Genomic DNA, 13084 nt, shown 5'->3' on the forward strand with positions numbered 1-13084 from the left:
GTAAGCCGCCCGCAATTCACTGAATTGAGCGGAAGGCTGAACTTATGGACTTCTCTCCGGAGAAGGCGGACTTGGGCGTCCTTGGAACGGGCCGGATGGGAGCGCGGCTCGCCGCAATGTTCGCCCGGGCAGGCCGTAAGGTAATCCTCGGATCGAGGGATTCGGATCGGGCCGCTGGCATCGTCGAACAGCTAAGCATTCCGACGCTGCGCGCGGGCTGCAATTCGGACGCCCTCGAGGCGCCTGTGATCCTTCCCGCCGTGTTCATCCGAGACGGGCTCTTCGACTTGCTCGATCGTAAATGCCGGATGCTCACGGGCAAGCTGCTGATCGACATCAGCAATCCCTTCAACGCCGACTACAGCGACTTCGTGACGCCCTGGGACAGCAGCGGCGCGGAGGAGCTTCAACGCCGCTTCCCACAGGCGCGGGTCGTGGGCGCATTCAAGAACGTCTTCTGGGAAGTGTTCGATCATCCGCAATTCGACGAGACTCTAAGCGATGTGCTCGTCACCGGCGACGACTTGAAAGCGAAGCGCCAATTTCTCCGGCTCGCGAGGGGTACTCCATTCCGGTACCTGGACGCCGGACCGCTGGTGCACAGCCGGACGATCGAGAGGCTGACGTTCATCACCACCAGCCTCGGTCGCCAGCTGAACTCTTATCCGCGGATGAACTGGCGCCTGCTGACGCAGCACGCGCCGGCAGCGGCTTAGCCTGCCATCCTCTTCGCACCGAGGCCGATGACCATCTGATTGGCACGCTCGTAGGCAAGCGGGCGACCGAACAAATAGCCCTGGATCGTGTCGCAACCGAGTTCGCGCATGCGCTCGAAATCCTCGGCGGTCTCCACGCCCTCTGCCGTCACTGACATACGGAAGCTCTTGGCGAGCTGAACGATCGACTGGATGATCGCCACGTTCTCAGGTCGGGATCCGGCTTCGCGCACGAAGCTGCCGTCGATCTTCAGCTTGTGGAAGATCGCCTTGTTCAGATAGCCGATCGACGAATAGCCCGTGCCGAAGTCGTCGAGCGCGATACCCACGCCGAGGGAGCGCAAACGCTTGAGCACATCGAGGGTCGAGCCGTTGTCGCCGAGGAAGACCCCTTCAGTCACTTCGAGCTCGAGGCGATTGGCGGCAAGCTTATGGCGGCCGAGCGCTTCGCTGACGATGTTCGGTAGTGCCGGCAGAATCTGCCGGGGGCTGACGTTAAGCGCGACGGTGATCGGCTCCGGCCAGGTCGCGACGGCGCGGCACGCCTCATCGATGACCCATTCGCCGATTGCCGGCATGAGGCCCGATTCCTCGGCGACGGAAATGAAGACGTTCGGTGGCACATTCCCGCGCTGCGGGTGGTTCCAACGGATCAGGGCCTCGAAGCCAGTCAGCTTTTGGGTCTTGGCGTTGATAAGGGGCTGGAAGACGAGGAAGAATTGCCTTGAGCTGATTGCAGAGCGCAGATCGGACTCGAGGCGCACGCGATCTTCCTGCTCCGACTGAAGCTCGGACGAGAAGTAGCGCGCAACGCCGCGGCCGGCGTCCTTCGCTTGATAAAGCGCAAGGTCGGCCTTGAGAATCAGGTCGTCAACAGTCGCGCCGTCGATCGGGCCAAAGGCGCAGCCGATCGAAACCCCAATCCGGATCTCCGTCTGGTCGATCATGTAGGGTTCGCGGATCGACTTGATGATGCGGTCGGCGAGTTGCTCTACGAGCTTGCGGCTCTGGGCGTCCGGAATGACGATCGCGAATTCGTCCCCGCCCATGCGGCCGACATGGCCGTCTGAGCCGACCTCATCGACGAGGCGCTTCGCGACCGCGCGTAGCACGGCATCGCCCTTCGGATGGCCGAAGGTGTCGTTGACCGGTTTGAAGCCGTCAAGGTCGAGGAACATGATTGCGCAGGGCACATTGCCCGTGGTCGCGTGGCGCAGCGCCTCGCCGAGCAGCTGGCGCACACGGCCGCGGTTAGGCAGGCCCGAGAGCACGTCGACATTGGCGAGGTGCGTCAGCCGCTCCTGCGTCTGACGGATTTCCGTGATGTCGGAGCCGACGCCGCGGAAGCCTTCGAACCGGCCCGCCGTATCGATGATCGGGTCCCCCGCGATGGAGATCCAACGCGTTCCACGCGGCGTCTTCAGCTCCATTTCGAGCGAGTTGAACGGCTGCTTCTCGATTAGCACCCTGCCGAGCTCTGCGTGACCGCCGAGCAAAGCTGGAAGCGAATGTCCGAGGAGCTGGGCGCCTGGGCGGCCTAGCAAGGCACTCATCCGTGAGCTGATGTAGGTCACGCGATTGTCCGCATCGACGGACCACAGCCAGCCCACGCCGCGCTGCTCATATTCCTGCAAGAGCAGACCGGCGCTTTCGCTCCGGCCGCCGAAATCGGCGTTCATCTTCAGCTGGTGAAAAGCCCAGCGAGCGACCGTCAGCAGCCCAAAGCAGCCTACACCGAGGGTGAACAGGATCGACAGCATGTGCTGGAAGGGCACCGTATGGCGGCCTATCAGCAGCGATCCCCCGACAGCGAGCGTGAACGCGACCAGCCACGCCGATACGCACGGCGGAACAACGACCAAGCCGAGCGCGGCGATACCCAGGCCCGCCATAATCGAGGCTGAGATGACCTGCTCAGCCGGGTTCATGCTCGGGAAAAGCCAAAGCGGAAGGCTGAGCCACACCACTGCGCGCACCGAGACTTCGCCAACCATCGTCCACGTCGGGACACGACGGCCGGACCGGCCGACGCACTTGATCGACTGGATCTTGGCGAGGTGCATCGCGGCGAGATTCAGGACCGTGACCGATATCAGCCAAGGAATGATGTACGCTGCCGGCTTCCCCCAAAGGCTTGGGACCATCATCAGCGCCGCGACTATGTTCACAATCGCGAAGAATGGCGCGAGCTGGGCGCGCGAAATCAGCTGAACGTCGCGCAGTGGCGACGTTTCCGAATCTGTCCCGCTTGCCGCGAGACCGGCCGATTCACCACCCGGAAGTCGGGCCGAAATCAAGCGCTTATACCTATCTGGAGCTTCGTACATCCGCCCGCCGTTCCACTACTGACAAGCGGATTAGACAAAGAGAGTTGAAGCGCGGTTAAGGAGTCACTTAATCTAGTTAAACGCACGGCGCCCGCCGCACCGACAAGCAGCGCGCTCGCAAAGCGCGTTTGTCACCTCTATATCCGTGTCGATGGCGACCGACAGCGCGACCCTCGACCGGCGTGAAACGGTGCGGCGGCGCTCGCCGCCGCCCGACGCGATCGTCTCTCCCGCCGCCCCGCTGGCACGCGGAATGGGTCTCGATCAGCCCTTCTTCGACGACAAGAATCGCGCATTCTGGATCCTCCAGTCGATTGGCTGGAGCGGTTACTTCTTCCTGCGCTCCCTGTCCGGCTTCGCAAATTCAATGGGTTGGATGTGGTTGATCCACACCCTGCTGCTCACTGCGACCGGTTATTCGCTGACCCTACTAATGGCGTCGTTGTTCCGGCGGCTGATCAAGATGAAGCCGATCTGGACGCTCGTTCTATCGCTCGCCGCCGTCGTTCTCGCCTCGTCGGCCTTCTCGATTATCGAGACCTGGAGCGTCGTGACGTTCCTCAAGCCGGATCTCCGGCCGGCCGGCGCGCAATATTTCGGCGCGATCCTGCTGAACTTCACCCTGCTCGCGGCATGGTCAGCCCTTTACTACGGCATCAACTATTTTCTTTTGCTCGAAGAGCAGATCGATCAGCGCGAGCGGCTCGAGAATGCAGCCTCGACGGCGCAGCTGGCGATGCTGCGTTACCAGCTCAACCCGCACTTTCTGTTCAACACGCTGAACTCGATCTCGACTTTGGTGCTCCTGAAGCAGACCGAGCGTGCCAATGCGATGCTGGCGCGGCTTTCCTCGTTCCTCCGTTACACCCTCGTTAATGAGCCGACCGCGAAGGTGACGCTCGCTCAGGAAGTGGAAACGCTGAAGCTCTACCTTGAAATCGAAAAGATGCGGTTCGAGGATCGCCTGCGGCCGCACTTCCGCATCGAGTCCGAGACGATCGGCGCTCGGCTCCCGTCCCTGCTGCTTCAGCCGCTGATCGAGAATGCGATCAAATATGCGGTTACGCCGAGCGAGAATGGAGCGGATATCTGGATCACCGCCCAGCGCGAGGGCCAAGCCGTTCGCATCGAGGTTGCCGATAATGGCAGCGGAGAAGGCAGTGATTTCGCCGCCAGTCCGTCGACAGGGGTCGGACTGGCGAACATTCGAGACCGGTTGTCGCAGGCCTATGGCGCCAGCCATCGTTTCGATTCCACAAAGAATGACCGCGGGGGCTTTAGCGTTATTCTCGAAATTCCCTATGAAACCGGAGACAGTGCCTGATGACGATCCGGACCATTTTGGTCGACGACGAACCCTTGGCCACACAGGGGCTGCAGTTGAGGCTGCAAGCCCATGACGATGTCGAGGTCGTCGCCACCGCCGCTAATGGCCGCGAGGCGATCCGGCAGATCAAGACCAATAAACCCGACCTTGTCTTCCTCGACATTCAGATGCCCGGCTTCGACGGTTTCTCCGTCATCCAGGGCCTGATGGACATCGAGCCGCCCTTATTCGTCTTCGTCACGGCCTACGGCGAGCACGCCCTGCGAGCGTTCGACGCTCAGGCCGTCGACTATCTGATGAAGCCCGTGGACGAGGACCGCCTTGCAGCCACGCTCGATCGGGTGCGGCAGCGTCTCGCCGAGCGCAGGAGCGCCGAGGAGGCCGGGCGCCTGAAAGATGCATTGGCGGAGCATGCTCCCGAAGCAGCTGAAGAGCTGGCCGAAGCGTCGCCGGACGCCGCCCCGGCGGCGAACCGCTACGAGAAGATGATCAACATCAAGGATCAGGGCCAAATCTTCAGGGTCGACGTGGACACGATCGAGCGGATCGATGCGGCCGGCGACTACATGTGCATCCAGACGGGCGACAACACGCTCATCCTCCGCGAGACGATGAAGGATCTCGAGAAGAGGCTCGATCCGCGCCGCTTCCAGCGCGTGCACCGGTCGACCATCGTCAATCTCGACCTCGTCCGCCAAGTGAAGCCCCACACTAACGGCGAGTGCTTCCTGGTGCTGGATTCAGGAGCCCAGGTGAAAGTATCGCGCAGCTATCGCGACGTGGTCGCGAGGTTCGTCCACTAACGCCTAGGACGCCAGAGGAAGCCTCACGCTGACGCTGGTGCCGACGCCCAGCGTGCTCTTGATGTCGAGAGCACCGCGGTGGCGCTCGACGATGTGCTTGACGATAGCGAGGCCCAGGCCGGTGCCGCCCGTCTCGCGGCTCCGCGCCGCGTCCGCGCGGTAGAAGCGCTCGGTGATTCGCGGCAAGTGCTCGCGGGCGATGCCAGGACCGCGGTCGGTGACCGTAACCGTGACCCATCGGCCATTGCGGAGTGCATTTACCGCCACGGCAGGGTCGGCAGGGTCGCAGCCATAGCGGATGGCGTTGCTGAGCAGGTTGTCGAAGACCTGAACCAATTGCGCCCGATCCCCGCGAACCGGCGGAAGGTCGGCAGGGATGGTAACCTTGAAGTCGCATTGAGCTCCGCCACGCATGTGAGTGGCATTGGCTACGGCCGTGCCGACGACGTCTTCGAGCGATACGATCTCGCTGGGTGCGACGAAACGGTCCGCCTCGATGCGCGATAGGCTCATGAGGTCTTCGATGATGCGCAGCATGCGCCGCGCTTCGTCACGGATTGTCCGGCCGAAGTTATGTCGAAGGTCGGCCGGAAGGTCGGTCTCGTCGGCCAGCGTCTCGGCGTAACCCAGGACCGTCGATAATGGCGTCCGTAGCTCGTGACTGGCATTGGCGACGAAGTCGACGCGCATCTTTTCCGCGGAAACTGCATCTGAGCGGTCGAACATGCGCACGAGCGCCGCACGATTGCCAATCTGTCGAATGACGAGGTGCCAGGAGCGGCCGAGCTCCCCGATCCCGGTCGCGTCGACTTCCGATGACCGGTGAGCGAGAATCTTCTCAAGCGCCTGAGGATGCCGGATCGCCAGGCGCACGTCGCGACCCTCGATGCCGGAGCCGAGCAACTTCAGAGCAGGGGCGTTGGCGATACCGACGACATTGCCGTCGACCACGAGCGCAGGCTCGTCGAGCGCATCGACAATCGCGCGGCCGGCAGATCCCCAGTTCAGCATCGCTGCTTCTCTAGCGGATTGCTCGGTGGAGGCTATTTCGGCCTTGGAAAAGGCCCCCTCGTCCACAGGACGAGAGGGCGGCCTTTCGTGCCAGAGGGGAGAGAGGGACCGAAAGGCTGATTTGAGCATCGGCTTCAATCAGATCCCTGCCCTCCGGCAGTTGCAGTTTGATGACGCAAGTGCGTCGGAAACGTGTTTAGTGGCTAAGAACGCCCGACTTCAGCGCATCGAGAGCACGCCACGCCACCTCATGCGACGAATAGGTGCCGCCGTTGGCTACGACGATCTGCACATCTTCCTCGTTCAGCACCTGCCGGAACTCACGCTCCGCCTTTGCGGCCTCGCCGGTCTTGGCGAAGGCGATGCCCAGATTGATCGAACGCGCGGGATCGTACGGCGACGTGTCAGAGCTCTGAATCTCTTTCACGGCGGCGGAATAGTCCGAGTTCATGATCGCCGCGGCACCGGGAGCCGGATCATTGGTCGGAGAAGGTTGAGCGAAGGATGCGGTCGGGAACGCCAACCCGACTGCAGCGAGGGTAACTGCGCAGAGAGTCTTCATGGCCAATCTCCCGTCCTGATCTGGAAAACGCAGGAGTAACTCACTTGAATCCGCTGTGCAATAAAACTGTCATAGAAGCTTGCTAGGCTCTGCCTATCGGCGAGGTGCGAGTCGCAACTATCGACTCCATTTCAAACAGATAGCCTTCGTGCGTCTTCGGACCGCCGATGATGCGTCGGACTCAAAAAGAAAAGGCCGCGCCGAACGACTCGGCGCGACCCCTTTTTTGACCGCGCGAGTCGGCTTACTGGCCGCGCTCCGGCGCGGCAGGTGGCGGCGGAGGCGGTGCCGGTGGCGGGCAGACGCCTGGGGCCTGAACCACCACGCCGGATTCGCAGGTGACCGTCGCCGGAGGAGGCGGCGGAAGCATCGGCGCCGGCTCAGCTACCGGGATCCGCGGCGCGCCGATCTTGAACGAGAGCTCCGCGCCGAAGGTCCGCGGCGGGTTCACGTTGCCATAATCGCCAAGAACGCCGGTGTAGCTGAAGGTCCCGTTCGGAAGGCCGTTGGTGAAGTTCGCGGCCGGCACCGAATTCGCGTTCGAACGGCGGTAGTAGTAGGTATTGTTCAGCAGGTTGCGGGCCCAGAGCGAGAAGCTCATCAGCGTGCTTCCCTGGTTCATCTCGATGTCTGCCAAAGAGAAGCGGCCGTTCACGACGAAGCTCGGGTCGGTCAACACGTCTTCCGCCTGGAAGCTGTACTGACGGCTGGCGTAGGCCGCATCCAGGTGGAGGCGCCACATGGCGCCGGCGATACCTGATGGAACTTCATAGTCGACATAACCCGACGCTGCGTTACGCGGCGTGTAGACGATGAAGATCTGCGTCAGCGGGTTACCCGGCAGCAACGGGTTCGGCGTCGCCGGCACCTTGAAGTGGGTGTAGGCGTAGGATGCACCCAGTGTGAGCGCATCCACCGGGCGCAGAGTGAAGTCCGCCTCGAAACCGTAGATCTTCGTGGTGCCCGGGGCGTTGATCGTCTCTTCGGTATGCAGGTTGAACGACGGGCTGGTGTTGTCCGTGTTCACATAGTCGAAGTCGGTCTGAGTCCCCTTGCGGTTCATGAGGTAGCCCGCGAGGTTGAGGCGAGCGCGGTGATCCCAGAAGTCGAACTTTCCGCCGACTTCATAGGCGTGAACCGATTCCTCCCCAAAGGCACGGAACGTAGCGGAGCGGTCGTTCGCGCCGCCCGCCCGGTAGCCCGTCGCGAACTTCGCGTAGACATGCATGTTGTTGTTAATGTCGTAAGCGATCGTCGCCATCGGGTCGATGCGGCTCGAATTGAGGTGGAAGGTGTACGGCGTCGGCTTTCCGTTGACGACGTCCAGGAAGCCATTGCGCTTGTCATGGCTCCAGCGCGCGCCCCCAGTAAGGTGAAGCGAAGCAAGTGGGCTCCACGTTGCCTGGCCGAAAACCGCAAAGCTCTTCGCATCCGCTTCACTGTTGCGCTGGACGCACCAATTCTGCCGATCCCAGCCCTGGTTCGGGACGAGGTAGGGGTTGGGGGTCGCTGGAATGGTGGTGTTCCCGCAATTCGTGCTCGGGCCGTAGATCGGTGACGGGACGCCGTTCCCGTTCTCGCTTAAAATCGTGTAGCCGGTGCCATCCGCGTTCCAGCGATTGGTGCTTGGCGTAGCCGCGGTCTCATGCACATGCTCGTTGAAGTAGAAGGCACCGACGACGTAATCGACGTTGGTGAAGCTGCCGACCGCCTGAACTTCCTGGCTGAATTGGTTCTGGGTCAGATCGGAAAGGCTGTAACGGCTGAACAGGCCCGCCGGCGATGAACCAGTCGCAGTCACACCGGGGTTGAACGGCTGGAAGGTCGTGCGGTGCGCGCCGCCAGAGTTGTCCCATTGATCTGTGCTAACGCCACGCCACGCCGTGATCGACCGGAGTTCGAGATCCGGGAGAACTTTATACTTCACGGTGCCACCGAAGCCGTGCGTCTTGTCGACGCTTAGCTGCTGCGGGACGCCAATTTCCGCGTGGTCCTGACGGCCATTGCCGCTGACGACGACGATCGGAGCAAGGGGACGAATGCAGGGGTTAGGCGCATTCGGGCAAACGAGTGCGCCGGACGCATTGTACGTTCCGACGTCGTAGTGATTGGGGTTGTAGTTGATCAGCTGGCTGAAGTTCGGCGTGTTCTGATCCTTGACGTAATCATAGGACAGATCGACCGTCAGGTTGTCCACCGGAGTCCAGCGAGCCGACACCTTGCCGCCAACTGCGTTTTCGTAGTTCCATCCATATTGGCCGGCCAGCGGGTTCGTCACCGTCGCATTCTGGTGCTCGATCGCCCCGTCGAACTTGATCGCGATATTGTAGAATGCCGGCAGGTCGACGTGGATCAGGCCGCTGTACTGGCCGTAATTGCCCACGCCCGCCGTGCCGCGCACCCCGAACACGCCGGTGGGCGCCTTGGTGATGACGCTGACGGCGCCGCCTTCAGTGTTTCGTCCGAAGAGTGTGCCCTGAGGACCACGCAGCACTTCGATCCGGTCGATGTCGAGGAGCGCCGCGTTCAGGCCCTGGGTGCGGCCCAGATAGACACCATTGAGGTACACGCCGACGCCTTGGTCGCGGGCAGTCTGGTTCTGGTCGAACGGAACAATGCCGCGGATGCCGATCGTCAGCGCCGACTTACGGGCTTCGAAGGTTGCGACGCGAAGGCTCGGAATCGAACCATCGCCGAGGTCGAGCAAGCTTTGCGCGTGTCGGTCAGCGAGCGCCTGAGCATTGGCCACACTGATGGCGATCGGCGTCTTCTGGAGGTTAGTCTCGCGCTTGGTAGCGGTAACAACAATGTCACCAAGACCGCTCTTGGTCGCCTGCTGGTCCTGAGGTCCCTGCGGCGAATTCTCAGCGACGGTCGCACCGCTCTGCGGGGTCACAGCATCGCCCGCCTGCGGAGCCGAGGGCCGGACGCTCGGATCTTGCTGAGTGGTGCTCTCGACCTGGCTGGTGTTGGTCGAGCTTGGAGCCGGCGCCTGGCTCGGAGCGGGCTGCGTCTGCGCGAGAGCGGGAGCAGCAACCGAGCTCAGAAGCAAAGCGGCGAAAGCGGAGCGGCCGAGGCCACTGAAATTAGGAGCAGAGCGAGCCGCGAGCGGCGCGACCTTGGTCATTGTCATTTTAGAAATCCTTCCCCGTGGCCGGAACTGCGGCCGGCTGCCCGCGGGTTAGGATTGGTGCGCTACGGCTGAGTGACGCCTCGGCGGCGGATCAGTGAAGCTCGTATTTCAGAATGAAGACATTGTTGCAGGAGCGTCACAGAATCCGCCAAGTCAGAATTAAACGTCGCTATCGAGCGAATAGCCTGCTGAACGAACGGTCCGAATCAGGTCGGGACGGTCACCTGAATTAAGCGCCTGACGGAGCCGCCGTACGTGCACGTCGACCGTGCGGGCATCGATCTCAGGATCATGTGTCCAGACCGCTTCGAGAAGCCGCTCGCGCGACAAAACGCGGCCCGGATGCTCGAGGAAATGCTTGAGCAGGCGGAACTCGGTTGGCCCGAGGGCAATCTGCTCACCCGACCGCCGAACCCGGTGCGCCGCTACGTCCATTTCCACGTCGGCATAGCCAAGTTGCTCACCAGCAAGCGCAGGACGAACGCGGCGAAGCACCGCCCCTACACGAGCAACCAGCTCGCGGGGGCTGAAGGGCTTCGTCACATAATCGTCCGCACCGGTGTCGAAGCCGCGGATACGATCGCTTTCCTCACCGCGAGCAGTGAGCATGACGATCGGCACGTTCGACGTTGTCGATCGGCGACGAAGCCGGCGGCACACTTCGATGCCGCTGATTCCTTCGATCATCCAATCGAGCAGGATCACGTCCGGCTTGACCTCGTCGACCAGGATCAGTGCCTCTTCGCCGTCGCCCGTGCGGCTGACGTCGTAACCCGACCGTTCGAAATGGAAGGTGACGAGATCCGCCAGGGCGCGGTCGTCTTCCACCAGGAGCATGCGCTTGCTTGCCATTACATCCTCTGTGTTTTGCCGGGCCGGTCGATCATGTGCTCGCCGGTCGCAGCATAGTAGACCATCTCGGCGATGTTCGTGGCGTGATCGCCAATACGCTCGAGGTTCTTGGCGACGAACAACAGGTGCGCCGACTGGCCAATGTTGTGGGGATTTTCCATCATGTGCGTGAGCAAGGTGCGGAAGATGGAGTCGTAAAAGTCGTCCACCGCATTGTCGCGCTCGCACACCCGAACGGCTGCCTGCGCATCTCGCTCGACGAACGCGTCCAGAACATCGTGGACCATCTCGGCCGCGATGCGAGCCATTTCCGGAAGCAGTGACAGCGGCTCGATCTTCGCTACGTTCTCAAGCTGCGGGACCCGCTTGGCGATGTTCTTCGCATAGTCGCCGATGCGTTCGACGACGCCCGAGATCTTGAGCGCCGCAACGACGTCGCGAAGGTCGCTCGCCATGGGCGCTCGGAGCGCAATCAGCTGGACTGCGCGGCGCTCCGTTTCGATCTCGAGCACGTCGAGTTTCTTGTCGTCCTCGACGACCTGCAGCGCTCCGTCGGCGTCGCGCTGGATCAGGCAGCGCATCGCCTCGCTGATCGCATGCTCGGCAAGCCCGCCCATCTCGCTGATGAGCGCGCGCAGCCGATCCAGATCCTGATCGAATGCCTTGAGCGTATGTTCCCGGCTTTGCTGCATGTCGTCTCCCGTCAGCCGTACCGGCCGGTAATATAGTCCTTGGTCCGCTGTTCGTGCGGGTTCGTGAAGATGTTGCTCGTCTTCCCGAACTCGATCAGCTCACCGAGGTGGAAGAAAGCCGTGTTCTGCGAGACGCGCGCGGCCTGCTGCATGTTGTGCGTGACGATCACGATCGAGAATTTCTCGCGGAGCTCATGGATCAGCTCCTCAACCTTTGCGGTCGAGATCGGATCGAGCGCCGAGGTGGCTTCGTCGAGCAACAGGATCTCGGGCCGAACCGCAATCGTACGCGCGATGCAAAGTCGCTGCTGCTGACCGCCCGAGAGTGAGAGCGCGCTCTGATTGAGCTTGTCCTTCACCTCGTCCCACAACGCTGCCTGCTTGAGCGCGTCCTCGACCCGGTCGCTGATCTCCGAGCGGGACAGGCGCTCGTAGTAGGAGAGAGCAAAGGCGACATTTGCCTTGATGGAGGACGGAAACGGCGTCGGCTTCTGGAACACCATGCCGACGAGGCGGCGCAGGTCCGACACCGGGTAGCGGCGGTCGAGCACGTTATTGGCGTCGATGACGATCTCACCCGTCGCATATTGGTCCGGGTACATCTCGTAGATGCGGTTGATCGTACGCAGCAGCGTCGACTTGCCGCAGCCCGAGGGGCCGATGATCGCCGTCACCGAATTGGCAGGCACAGCCATGTTGACGTGCTTCAGCGCGTGCGACTTGCCATAGTAGAAATTGAGGTCGCGGATATCGATCGCTGCAGGTGTTGCTGCAGCGCCCACGTCGGCCGTCGTCGGTCGGATGGCCTCAGCGACTTCGTTCATCGGTTCTTTCCTTTGCGCGCCAGCAGACGCACGGTGATGTTTAGGATGAGCACGAACGCGGTGAGGATGAACGCGCCTGCCCATGCAAGCGTGTGCCATTCCTCGTACGGGCTCATGGCATATTGGAAGATCACGACCGGCACGTTCGCGAGCGGTCCGTTGAGACTTGCGCTCCAGAACTGATTGTTGAGCGCCGTGAAGAGCAGCGGCGCGGTCTCACCCGCAATGCGTGCGACGCCGAGCAAGACGCCCGTGAGGATCGCGCTTAGCGCGGCCTTGTAGAGGATTTGGCGAGTCACGCGCCAGCGCGGCAGGCCGAGCGCAAATCCTGCTTCACGCATCTGGTCAGGGACCAGCCGCAGCGACTCTTCGGTCGTGCGCACAACGATCGGCAGTAGGATCATCGCGAGTGCGACAGCGCCCGCGTAGCCGGAGAAGTGACCTGAAGTGCGTACGACCAGCTCGTACACGAACAAGCCGATGACGATCGACGGCGCGCTGAGCAGGATGTCGTTCATGAAACTGACCACTGCAGCCAGCCGCGTGTAGCGACCATGCTCGGCTAGATAAGTGCCCGCAGCGACCCCAATCGGCGCACCGATGACCAGACCGAGCAGGATCATCACGGCGCTTCCATAGAAAGCATTGAGCAATCCTCCGCTCGCACCGGGCGGCGGCGTCATCTGCGTGAACAGGGTCGGCGTCAGCGCAGCAGCGCCCTGGAGCAGCGTGGTCCACAGGATCCATGTCAGCCAGATTAGGCCAAACAAAGTCGCCGCCGTCGCAAATGCGAACGCGATGACGTCGGCAACGCGGCGGCGTGCGGGGATCGCCATC

11 protein-coding genes are annotated in these 13084 nt (G+C 62.2%); 3 read left to right on the top strand and 8 right to left on the bottom strand.

The annotated features are described in order from the left end of the window. The first annotated feature begins 44 nt into the window (after positions 1–44). On the top strand, positions 45–716 hold the full coding sequence (locus tag AC4GYV_RS12745) for an NADPH-dependent F420 reductase (RefSeq protein WP_491101073.1): 672 nt from the start codon (positions 45–47) through the stop codon (positions 714–716). On the opposite strand, the gene AC4GYV_RS12750 is transcribed toward AC4GYV_RS12745, so the two are convergent. Then, positions 713–3043 carry a putative bifunctional diguanylate cyclase/phosphodiesterase gene (locus AC4GYV_RS12750; RefSeq protein ID WP_491101074.1) on the bottom strand — a complete coding sequence of 777 codons (2331 nt, stop codon included), beginning with the start codon at positions 3041–3043 and terminating at the stop codon, positions 713–715. The two genes, AC4GYV_RS12745 and AC4GYV_RS12750, sit on opposite strands and share 4 nt — an antisense overlap. Before the next feature lie 253 nt (positions 3044–3296). On the opposite strand from AC4GYV_RS12750, the gene AC4GYV_RS12755 reads away from it, so the two are divergent. Beyond that, positions 3297–4367: a sensor histidine kinase gene (locus tag AC4GYV_RS12755; RefSeq protein WP_491101607.1), complete on the top strand. Its 1071-nt coding sequence runs from the start codon at positions 3297–3299 to the stop codon at positions 4365–4367. Next, a complete protein-coding gene (locus AC4GYV_RS12760; protein ID WP_491101075.1) occupies positions 4367–5173 on the top strand; it encodes a LytR/AlgR family response regulator transcription factor in 807 nt (268 codons plus the stop codon). The genes AC4GYV_RS12755 and AC4GYV_RS12760 overlap by 1 nt, the downstream gene beginning before the upstream one ends. A gap of 3 nt (positions 5174–5176) precedes the next feature. Here the strand turns inward: AC4GYV_RS12760 and AC4GYV_RS12765 are convergent, their stop codons facing one another. The 7 genes from AC4GYV_RS12765 to pstA form a co-directional block, all read right to left on the bottom strand. Beyond that, positions 5177–6184 (bottom strand): sensor histidine kinase, encoded by a 1008-nt coding sequence (locus AC4GYV_RS12765; RefSeq protein ID WP_491101076.1) that lies wholly within the window; start codon positions 6182–6184, stop codon positions 5177–5179. 196 nt (positions 6185–6380) lie between these two features. After that, positions 6381–6746: a hypothetical protein gene (locus tag AC4GYV_RS12770; RefSeq protein ID WP_491101077.1), complete on the bottom strand. Its 366-nt coding sequence runs from the start codon at positions 6744–6746 to the stop codon at positions 6381–6383. Positions 6747–6990: 244 nt separating this feature from the next. After that, entirely contained in the window at positions 6991–9873 is a 2883-nt protein-coding gene (locus tag AC4GYV_RS12775; protein ID WP_491101609.1) for a TonB-dependent receptor, read from the bottom strand. A gap of 165 nt (positions 9874–10038) precedes the next feature. Then, positions 10039–10731, bottom strand: a complete 693-nt coding sequence (phoB, locus tag AC4GYV_RS12780; RefSeq protein WP_491101078.1) for a phosphate regulon transcriptional regulator PhoB — start codon at positions 10729–10731, stop codon at positions 10039–10041. After that, positions 10731–11423: a phosphate signaling complex protein PhoU gene (phoU, locus tag AC4GYV_RS12785; protein ID WP_491101079.1), complete on the bottom strand. Its 693-nt coding sequence runs from the start codon at positions 11421–11423 to the stop codon at positions 10731–10733. The genes phoB and phoU overlap by 1 nt, the downstream gene beginning before the upstream one ends. Positions 11424–11434: 11 nt before the next feature. Then, complete coding sequence (gene pstB, locus AC4GYV_RS12790; protein ID WP_491101080.1) at positions 11435–12247, bottom strand: phosphate ABC transporter ATP-binding protein PstB; 813 nt, start codon at positions 12245–12247, stop codon at positions 11435–11437. Next, complete coding sequence (gene pstA / locus AC4GYV_RS12795; protein WP_491101081.1) at positions 12244–13083, bottom strand: phosphate ABC transporter permease PstA; 840 nt, start codon at positions 13081–13083, stop codon at positions 12244–12246. The genes pstB and pstA overlap by 4 nt, the downstream gene beginning before the upstream one ends. Position 13084: the final 1 nt, after the last annotated feature.

The organism is Sphingomonas sp. SP4 (genome assembly GCF_058313375.1).

Bases quoted from the DNA above. Each gene is read 5' to 3' on its own strand.
- phoU (WP_491101079.1), bottom strand. From the start codon at position 11,423: ATGCAGCAAAGCCGGGAACATACGCTCAAGGCATTCGATCAGGATCTG.
- AC4GYV_RS12745 (WP_491101073.1), top strand. From the start codon at position 45: ATGGACTTCTCTCCGGAGAAGGCGGACTTGGGCGTCCTTGGAACGGGC.
- phoB (WP_491101078.1), bottom strand. From the start codon at position 10,731: ATGGCAAGCAAGCGCATGCTCCTGGTGGAAGACGACCGCGCCCTGGCG.
- AC4GYV_RS12775 (WP_491101609.1), bottom strand. From the start codon at position 9,873: ATGACCAAGGTCGCGCCGCTCGCGGCTCGCTCTGCTCCTAATTTCAGT.
- AC4GYV_RS12770 (WP_491101077.1), bottom strand. From the start codon at position 6,746: ATGAAGACTCTCTGCGCAGTTACCCTCGCTGCAGTCGGGTTGGCGTTC.
- pstB (WP_491101080.1), bottom strand. From the start codon at position 12,247: ATGAACGAAGTCGCTGAGGCCATCCGACCGACGACGGCCGACGTGGGC.
- pstA (WP_491101081.1), bottom strand. From the start codon at position 13,083: ATGGCGATCCCCGCACGCCGCCGCGTTGCCGACGTCATCGCGTTCGCA.
- AC4GYV_RS12765 (WP_491101076.1), bottom strand. From the start codon at position 6,184: ATGCTGAACTGGGGATCTGCCGGCCGCGCGATTGTCGATGCGCTCGAC.
- AC4GYV_RS12755 (WP_491101607.1), top strand. From the start codon at position 3,297: ATGGGTCTCGATCAGCCCTTCTTCGACGACAAGAATCGCGCATTCTGG.
- AC4GYV_RS12750 (WP_491101074.1), bottom strand. From the start codon at position 3,043: ATGTACGAAGCTCCAGATAGGTATAAGCGCTTGATTTCGGCCCGACTT.
- AC4GYV_RS12760 (WP_491101075.1), top strand. From the start codon at position 4,367: ATGACGATCCGGACCATTTTGGTCGACGACGAACCCTTGGCCACACAG.